The 9001-nt window shown below is 64.0% G+C and carries 8 protein-coding genes; 3 read left to right on the top strand and 5 right to left on the bottom strand.

Going from position 1 to position 9001, the window contains the following annotated elements; translation table 11 throughout:
- Window positions 1-93 precede the first annotated feature (93 nt).
- The 3 genes from gmd (at window position 94) to DM995_RS22315 (ending at window position 3592) form a co-directional block, all read left to right on the top strand.
- Window positions 94-1125: a GDP-mannose 4,6-dehydratase gene (gmd, locus tag DM995_RS11500; RefSeq protein WP_116969518.1), complete on the top strand. Its 1032-nt coding sequence runs from the start codon at window positions 94-96 to the stop codon at window positions 1123-1125.
- Window positions 1125-1967 carry a GDP-mannose 4,6-dehydratase gene (locus DM995_RS11495; RefSeq protein WP_116969517.1) on the top strand — a complete coding sequence of 281 codons (843 nt, stop codon included), beginning with the start codon at window positions 1125-1127 and terminating at the stop codon, window positions 1965-1967. Before gmd ends, DM995_RS11495 begins: the two co-directional genes overlap by 1 nt.
- 158 nt (window positions 1968-2125) lie before the next feature.
- Window positions 2126-3592, top strand: a complete 1467-nt coding sequence (locus DM995_RS22315; RefSeq protein WP_116969516.1) for a sugar transferase — start codon at window positions 2126-2128, stop codon at window positions 3590-3592.
- Window positions 3593-3679: 87 nt separating this feature from the next.
- Here DM995_RS22315 and DM995_RS11485 read toward each other — a convergent pair whose 3' ends face one another.
- From DM995_RS11485 to DM995_RS11465, 5 genes are all read right to left on the bottom strand, one after another.
- On the bottom strand, window positions 3680-4744 hold the full coding sequence (locus DM995_RS11485; RefSeq protein WP_116969515.1) for a mannose-1-phosphate guanylyltransferase/mannose-6-phosphate isomerase: 1065 nt from the start codon (window positions 4742-4744) through the stop codon (window positions 3680-3682).
- Between the two features lie 9 nt (window positions 4745-4753).
- A complete protein-coding gene (locus DM995_RS11480; RefSeq protein WP_116969514.1) occupies window positions 4754-5578 on the bottom strand; it encodes a class I mannose-6-phosphate isomerase in 825 nt (274 codons plus the stop codon).
- A 2-nt stretch (window positions 5579-5580) separates the two neighbouring features.
- A complete protein-coding gene (galE, locus tag DM995_RS11475) occupies window positions 5581-6603 on the bottom strand; it encodes a UDP-glucose 4-epimerase GalE (protein WP_116969513.1) in 1023 nt (340 codons plus the stop codon).
- Window positions 6604-6614: 11 nt separating this feature from the next.
- Window positions 6615-8000 carry a phosphoglucomutase/phosphomannomutase PgmG gene (gene pgmG, locus DM995_RS11470; RefSeq protein WP_116969512.1) on the bottom strand — a complete coding sequence of 462 codons (1386 nt, stop codon included), beginning with the start codon at window positions 7998-8000 and terminating at the stop codon, window positions 6615-6617.
- 177 nt (window positions 8001-8177) lie between these two features.
- Window positions 8178-9001: MFS transporter (locus DM995_RS11465; RefSeq protein ID WP_502696587.1), on the bottom strand; the 824-nt coding region annotated here is incomplete at its 5' end.

Below are 9001 nucleotides of genomic sequence, written 5' to 3'. Positions count from 1 at the left end.
GATGCCATTATTGGCAGCTTATGCTCAACCATGTCTTTTGTTGATCCGGTGATCGAGCAAAAGATACAATAATCCATATCGATTGGGGAAAATATGAAAGCACTGGTGACTGGTATTACGGGGCAGGATGGCGCGTATCTTGCTGAAAATCTCCTTGGCCGCGGCTATGAGGTTTACGGCACCTATCGGAGAACCGCCTCCGTCAATTTCTGGCGGCTGGAAGAGCTGGGCATCGACAAGCACCCCAATCTGCATCTGGTCGAATATGATCTGACCGACATGGGTTCGGCAATCCGGCTGCTCGACACGACCGGGGTCGAGGAAGTCTACAATCTGGCAGCGCAGAGCTTTGTCGGCGTGTCGTTCGACCAGCCTCTCGCCACTGGCGCGATCACCGGCCTCGGCGTCGCCAACCTGCTCGAAGCGATCCGCATCGTGAATCCCAAGATCAAATTCTATCAAGCCTCGACGTCCGAAATGTTCGGCAAGGTCCAGGCCATTCCGCAGACCGAAGAAACTCCTTTCTATCCTCGCAGTCCTTATGGCGTCGCCAAGCTGTATGCGCACTGGATGACGATCAACTACCGCGAAAGCTATGGCATTTTCGGCACCAGCGGCATTCTATTCAATCATGAATCGCCGCTGCGCGGGCGCGAATTCGTCACGCGCAAGATCACCGACACCGTCGCCAAGATTCATCTGGGCAAGACCGATGTGCTCGAACTCGGCAATATCGATGCGAAGCGCGACTGGGGTTTTGCCCGCGATTATGTAGAAGGCATGCGCCTGATGCTGCAGCACGATGAACCGGAAACCTTCGTGCTGGCGACCAACCGCACTGTAACCGTACGCGATTTCGTAACGCTGGCTTTTGCCGAAATCGGCGTGCAGATCGAATGGAGCGGCAAGGAAGAAAACGAGGTGGGCATCGATCCGGCGACCGGACGCCAGCTCGTGCGCATCAACCCACGCTATTATCGCCCGGCCGAGGTCGATCTGCTGATCGGAAGCGGCGAAAAGGCGGAGCGGTTGCTGGGATGGAAGAGCAGCACCTCGCTGGAGGAACTGTGCCGCCTGATGGTGACCGCCGACATAGAGCGCAACACGCGGGGCTTCTCGTTCTGATGCGGATCCTTGTTACCGGGGCGGAGGGCTTTACCGGCACCTATCTGGTCGCCGAATTGCGCTCGCGCGGGTGCGAGGTCATTTCTTTTGCCAGCGACATCACCGATGTCGATGCCGTCGATGCAGAGATCGCCCGGGTCCGGCCGGACCGGGTGATCCATCTGGCAGCCATTGCCTTTGTTGGCGCGGCCGGGATTGACCCCTTCTATCGGGTCAACCAGCTCGGTACCTTCCATCTACTGGAGGCGGTGGCCCGACATGCGCCACATGCGCATGTCCTGATCGCAAGCAGCGCCAATATCTATGGCAACAGCACCGGCGGCTTTCTCGACGAATCCACGCCGCCAAACCCGGCCAATCATTATGCGGTGAGCAAATGGGCCATGGAATTGGGCGCACGCTTCTGGGCGGACCGCGTGGCGATGACCATGGTTCGACCGTTCAACTATACCGGTGTCGGTCAGGAAGAGCAGTATCTCATCCCCAAGATTGTCGGTCATTTCCGTCGGCGCGAATCGATCATCACGCTAGGGAATATCGATGTCGCTCGCGATTTTGGCGATGTGCGATCGGTTGTGGCGGCCTATTGCGGACTCAGCCTCGACCCGCCCGCAGCGCCCGTCGTCAATGTCTGCAGCGGTCGGGTTTTCAATATCCGCCAAATTGTCGCGATGGCGACCGAACTGACTGGCCACGAGATCGAGATCGCGACCAATCCTGCTTTCATGCGCGCCAACGAGGTCGAAATTCTCGCTGGCGATCCTGGCCTTTTGCGGCAGCTGCTGCCGGACTGGGAGCCCAAGCAGCTCTCGGAAACGCTCGACTGGATGCTCCAGGCGTGACTTTCACGCCGGTATCGGCCCCGCTTCTGATTCCATCGACATGCCGATAGTTAGCCGGGACAGGCCGCAGGCGGTGCCTATTGTGCATTGCAGCAGGATCGCGTAATAGGTCCGCAACGGGCGCAACATGATTCCTGTCATCGGAGCAAAAACATAATATGCACACCGCCAAGGAAACCGTTGCCATCGGCTCGCCGGTCGTTCTGACCGGACAGGATCTCGACCCAAGCCCGATCCGGACCGATCGTGCCGATCGCGTTGATTTCGATACGCTGGTGCGGCTCGATGCGCTCAAGGGGCGCAAGCGGCTGCGCGGGTTCATGTCGCTGTTGTCGCTGACCGCCGATGTGGTGTCGATCGTGGGAGGTTTTGTACTGGCCAGCCTGGTCTATCTCGGCAGCCTGGAAAATGACCACGCCCTCAACATGATCGCGGTGTGCGTCCCGCTTTTCCTGCTGTTCTCGCTCAACAACAACGCGCACAACACCCGCAAGGTTCTCAACCTCACGGCCGGGGTCACGGCGGCCGCGGGCGCGCTGGTGGTCGCCGCTGGCTGTCTGTTGCTGATCGCCTTCTTCATGAAGATTGGTGCGGAATTCTCGCGCGGCGTCTTCTTCCTCGGCGTCACGTTCAGCCTTGCCGGCCTGTTCCTGACCCGCAGCCTGACGCGCTTCGTCTTCCGCAAGCGCCTCGACGAAGGCGTCTATGCGATCCTGTGCATCTATGACGGCGTCCCGATGGGCCCGGGCGCGGGCCCCGGTGCCATCGAGGCGCGCTCCATGGGGCTGCATCCCGATCTGGCGAGCGCCGTCGCGGTCAACCGCCTCGGCACGCTCGCCAAGGGAATGGACCGTGTCGTCATCCATTGCGCACCGGCGGCGCGCGAAGCCTGGGCGCTGGCGCTCAAGACGCTCGACGTCCGCTGCGAGATCGTGGTGCCCGAACTGGACAGCTTTGCCGCGCTCAGCATCTCCGAACGGTCGGGGCATACCAGCCTGCTGCTCAACAGCGGCCGAATGGCCTGGAACCACCAGATGATCAAGCGCGCCTTCGATCTGACGATCTCGCTGGCGGCCTTGCCCTTCCTGCTGCCCTTCTTCGCGCTGGTCGCCATCGCGATCAAGCTCGACAGCCGCGGGCCGATCTTCTTCCGCCAGGAGCGGATCGGTCTGGGCAACCGGCCCTTCATGATCTGGAAGTTCCGCTCGATGCGCACCGAGCAGTGCGACGCCAATGGCAGCCGCTCGACCTCGCGCGACGACGACCGGATCACCCGGGTCGGGGGCTTCCTGCGCCGCACCAGCATCGACGAGCTGCCGCAGATACTCAACGTGATCTCGGGCGACATGAGCCTTGTCGGTCCTCGTCCGCATGCCTTTGGCTCCCGCGCGGAAAACGCGCTGTTCTGGGATATCGATCAGCGCTACTGGCAGCGCCACGTCGTCAAGCCCGGCCTGACCGGCCTTGCCCAGATCCGTGGTTTCCGCGGTGCGACCGAGCAGAAGACCGATCTCACCATGCGCCTGCAATCGGACCTCGAATATGTGTCGAGCTGGAGCCTGATGTCGGACATCCGCATCCTGCTGGGCACGGCGTTCGTGGTGTTCCACAAGAACGCGTTCTAGTTCGATCCGGACGGCGCGGCTTCCCGGCAGCTGCCGGGACTATACGGCTGAAAAAAGCTGGACCTGCTCGGCAAGGGTGGACGGGCGCTAGCCCTGGCTGCGTGTCTTGAGTGCCTCGGCGATCTTCTTGACGTCCTGCGAGCGGCCCTTGGGCACGATCATGACGTGCGATCCGTTGGCGATGACGATCAGGTCCTCGATGCCCGATGCGGTGACGGTGATGCCGTCGGCATGCACGTGGCAGCCGCGGGTGTCGATCAGAATGGCATCGCCCGACACCGTGTTGCCGCCCGCATCGGGATTGCCGATCTCGGCGAGCGCATCCCAGCTGCCGACATCGGACCAGCCGCACGATACGGGGACGATGGCCACGCGCTCGGCGCGCTCCATCACCGCATAGTCGATCGAATCGGAGGGGCAGGCGGCAAAGCGGTCGGCATCGGGGCGGATCAGCCGCGCGGCCAGGTCCACGCCGTCCAGCGCGGCGCGTGCCTCCGCGTCCATCCCGGGCGCATGGCGCGCCAGTTCGGCGAGATAGCGGTCGGCGCGCATCAGGAAGATGCCGGCGTTCCACGAATGGCTGCCTTCGGCGAGCATCGCCTCGGCCTTGTCGCGCGCGGGCTTCTCGATGAAGCGCTCGACCTTGCGCACACCCGGGGCCTCCTCCAGCGCATCGCCCATGCGGATATAGCCAAAGCCGGTTTCCGGACCCGTCGGCTCGATTCCGAAGGTCACCAGCCAGCCATCGCGCGCCGCCGGAAGCGCGGTATCGACCGCAGCCAGGAAGGCCGGCAGATCCAGGATCACATGGTCGCTCGGCATCACCAGCATCACCGCATCGCCCCCGCCGGCCGCCAGCGCGGCCAGCGCGATCGCGGGCGCGGTGTTGCGCGCACTCGGTTCGAGGATGATGCGCGCGCCCCGATGCGCTTCGCCGTCCAGTTCGGCCTCCATCAGCGCGGCATGCCGCTCGGCGCCGATGATCAGCGGCGCGGCGAAGCGGCTCGCGTCGCCCGTGCGCGCGAGCGTGTCGGCAAACATCGTCCGATCGGACGCCAGCGCGAGAAACTGCTTCGGGCTGTGGTCGGTCGACAGCGGCCAGAGCCGCGTGCCCGATCCGCCGGACAGGATGACGGGAACGATCTGGGTCATGAAACTCTCTTATCCATTGGCTCGCGCCAGCAACAGCCGCGCGCCGGGGCTGGATGACAGGCGGATATCGCTGTCGATGGCGGCGCATTCGCCCGCGCCGACCGTGATGGTCGTGCCGTCGCGATCGATCGTGACGCTGCCCTCGACCGGAATCACCATCAGCGGACCGGTGCCGTCCAGCTTCGCATCGGCGTCGCCTGTCAGCAGCAGCGAGAAGAGCGGTCCATCGACCAGCATCTGATCCACTGCGAAATCGACCTTGCGGTGCAGCTGCGCCGGATAGGGCGCAGCGCGCGATACGGCGACACCATCGTCGAGGTGAAGCTCGCGCGGGCGGCCGTAATCGTATAGCCGAAAGGTGATGTCGGCATTCTGCTGCACCTCGATCAGGCTCACGCCTGCGCCGATCGCATGCACCGTGCCCGCCGGGATGTAATAGAAGTCGCCGCGCTGCACCGGCTTCCAGTCCATCAGCGCCTCGAGCTCGCCCGACAAGGCTGCCGCGCGAAGTTCGTCTTCAGACAGCGGACGCTGCGTCCCGATGCCCAGGCATGCGCCGGCCTCGGCATCGAGCACCAGCCAGCATTCTTCCTTGCCGCTCGCCAGCCCCATGGCATGCGCCTGGGTGTCGCTGGGGTGCACCTGGATCGACAGCTTCTCGCTGGTGAACAGATATTTGATCATCAGCGGCAACGCCGGACCCGCTTCCGCCTCGAACCAGATCTCGCCGATTTTCTCGCTGCCCGGATTGCGGAACGGAGCAGGAAGCACCGCCCGACCCCAAGGCTTTTCGACCTGGCGCGTGGCGAGCTTGCTGGCAGATACCTCGGCCATGCTCAGTCGGCCCGCTCGCTCAGGCGGCGTTCCCAGGCGAGCGCGTGGGTGACGATGGTATCGAGATCGTCGTGCCGAGGCTCCCAGCCGAAGCGCGCACGGATCGCGCTGCTGTCGGCGGTGAGCGAGGCGGGATCGCCCGCACGGCGATCGGACAGAATGCGCACGATCTTGCGGTTGGTCACCCGGTCGACCGCATCGAGCACCTCGAGCACCGAATAGCCGTGACCGTAGCCACAATTGAGGAAATGGCTTTCCTTCGGGTTCTCGACCAGCGCCTCGAGCGCCAGGACATGCGCGTGCGCCAGATCGCTGACATGGATATAGTCGCGCACGCCGGTGCCATCGGGGGTGTCGAAATCGGTGCCGAACACCGCAACGCTCTCGCGCTTGCCGAGCGCGGCCTCGACCGCGACCTTGATCAGGTGGGTGGCGCCCGCAGTCGACTGGCCGGTGCGCGCCTGCGGATCGGCCCCGGCGACGTTGAAATAGCGCAGCGCGCAATAGTTGAAGTCATGCGCAAAGGCGACGTCGCGCAGCATCCACTCGGTCATCAGCTTGGATGTGCCATAGGGATTGATCGGCTTCTGCGCCGTATCTTCGGGGATGGGGCCGTCTCGATCGGGCGTGCCATAGGTGGCGGCAGTGGACGAGAAGATGAAATGCTTCACCCCGCCCTGGATGGCGGATTCGATGAGCGCGCGGCTCTTCACCGTGTTGTTGCTGTAATATTTGAGCGGGTCGCTCACCGATTCGGGCACGACGACCGACCCGGCAAAATGCAGGATCGCGCCGATCTGCTGCTCGGCAATGATCCGGGCGAGCAGATCGCCATCGGCGATATCGCCTTCGTAGAAGGGCACGTCATCGGGCACCGCCCAGCGAAATCCGGTCACCAGATTGTCGATGACCGCCACCTTCCAGCCGGCATCCTTCAGCGCCAGCACCGCATGGCTGCCGATATAGCCCGCGCCGCCGGTGACAAGCACGCTGCGCTCGGCGCGGAAACTCTCGATCGAACCCATGGTGTTTCCCTTCAATGCCCGACGCTTTCGCCGCGGGCGAGGCCCGATGCGGCAAGCTGTTCGTCGATCTGCGCCATCAGCCGGTCGAGCCCTTCCTGGCTGCGCGCTTCGGCGCGGGCGACCAGCACGTCCTGCGTGTTCGAGGCGCGCAGCAGCCACCAGCCGTCCTCGGTGTTGACGCGCGCGCCGTCGGTGGCGTTGACATTCGCACCTGCGGCCGACAGGCGCTCGAGCACCTCATCGACCACCGCGAACTTGCGGCTCTCGTCCACCTGGAAGCGCATTTCGGGCGTGTTGATCATCGGCGCCATCGCGCCGCGCATCTCGGTCACCGACTTGCCGAGCAGCGTCTGCGCCTCGATCAGCCGGACGGCGGCATAGAGCGCATCGTCAAAACCGTAATAGCGGTGCTTGAAGAACACATGGCCGCTCATCTCGCCCGCCAGCGGGCAGCCGGTTTCCTTCATCTTGGACTTGATCAGGCTGTGCCCGGTCTTCCACATCAGGGGCTGGCCGCCCAGTTCGCTCACCCGGTCGAACAGCGCCTGGCTCGCCTTCACATCGGCGATGATCGTCGCGCCCGGCACGTCTTTCAGCACCGCTTCGGCGTAAATGCTCAGCAGCTGATCGCCCCAGATCACGCGGCCCTGGCCGTCGATGGCGCCGATCCGGTCGCCATCACCGTCGAAAGCCACTCCGAAATCGAGCTTCTTGTCTGCGACAAGCGCCTTCAGATCGGCGAGATTCTTTTCCTCGGTAGGATCGGGATGATGATTGGGGAAATTGCCGTCAACGTCGGTGAACAGGGTGAAATGTTCGCCCGGAAGGCGCTGGACCAGCTTTTCCACCGCCGGGCCCGCCGCGCCGTTGCCGCAATCCCAGCCGATGCGCGCGGCAGTGCCGCCGAAATCCTCGACCAGCCGGTCGACATAGCGATCGAGGATATCGATCTGCCGCGACGAACCGGTTCCCTCGGCCCAGTCGCCCGCTTCGGCCATCTCGCCCAGCTTGCGGATATCCGCACCGAAGAACGGGCGGCCCTGAAAGACCATCTTGAAGCCGTTATAATTGGCGGGGTTATGGCTGCCGGTTATCTGAATGCCGCCATCCGCCTCTTCTAGCACGGCCTCGGCATAATAGAGCATGGGCGTGGGACCCATGCCGACGCTGATCGCATCGACGCCGCTGTCGTTCAGCCCCCGGATGAGCGCGGCTTCGAGCACCGGCGAGCTGACCCGGCCATCATAGCCGACCACCACGCATTGGCCGCCCGCGCGCGCGATCAGCGTCGCAAAGCCGCGCCCGATCGCATAGGCATCGGCCTCGCCCAGCGTCTCGCCGATGATGCCGCGAATGTCATATTCGCGAAGGCTGGTGGGGTGAAAGATATGGGTCATGGAACGGTCAGCTTCCCGGACTGGCTGCGCAGCATTGGGCTGCCCAGAATGAAGCCCTGAACGGGCTGTGGAGCAGCGTCGTTACCGTTGCCTCTTGCGGAATTCAACTTGGTTATATGCGGCACCATCCGCGCGCTTCTACGGTCTGGTCTGCAGGCAGGTTCCATCGCCCGGCCTTCATACCTCCTCGCCCGCAGCCCGCGCGCGTTCGACCACGGTGCGCTCGGCCAGCGGTACCAGCCGCCAGGCGAAGACCAGCAGGGTGAGACCCACGGGCACGATGACCAGGATCGAGAGCACGCCGGTCGAGAGGCTGCCCGAGATCACCGACATCTGCCCGGCGAGATACGGCCCCAGCGCGAGCCCGAACAGCGTGGTGGCGAGGAAGAAGGTCGCGGTCGCGGTGCCGCGCATCCGGGGCATCACCAGATCCTGCGTCGTCGCGGCCGCCGCGCCCAGCGCCGAGCTCGCGAACATGTTGGCGAGCGAGGCGAACACGGTGAACCGGATGAAATCGGCGTCCGAATTGGGGTCGTTGGCGGTGGTATAGGCCAGGATCACCGGGATCACCGGGGTGATGAGGCCGAAGGCGATCACCATGATCCGCCCCGATTCGCTGCGCGCGCGCAGCCAGTCGGACATGCGTCCGCCCAGGATGACGCCGAGGAACCCGCCCAATGCGCCGAAGCCGCCGATCCAGAATCCGATCTTCGCGGTCTCCTCGCCCAGCACCTGCGCGGCATAGGTCGGCCCGAAGGCGGTGGTCGCATAGGACAGGAAGGCGACGCAGCCATAGCCCAGGATCGTGCAGAGAAAGGCGGGCGATCCCCAGATCAAGGCGAAGGTCGCCCTGTCGCGTGCGCGCAGCGAGCTCGCCCAGGAGAACACGGCATAATAGCCGATGGCGATGCACAGCCATTGCAGCGTCGCGCCGGTGAGCGCGATCATCCCTGCGGCGGCCAGGCCCAGCAGCGCCAGCGCCAGCAGGTTGATGGCAAGCG

Source organism: Blastomonas sp. UPD001 (assembly GCF_003426715.1).
Classification (GTDB): Bacteria; Pseudomonadota; Alphaproteobacteria; order Sphingomonadales; family Sphingomonadaceae; genus Blastomonas.
Note: the sequence above shows the minus strand (reverse complement) of the source record. Positions and strands in the feature narration are given on the sequence as shown.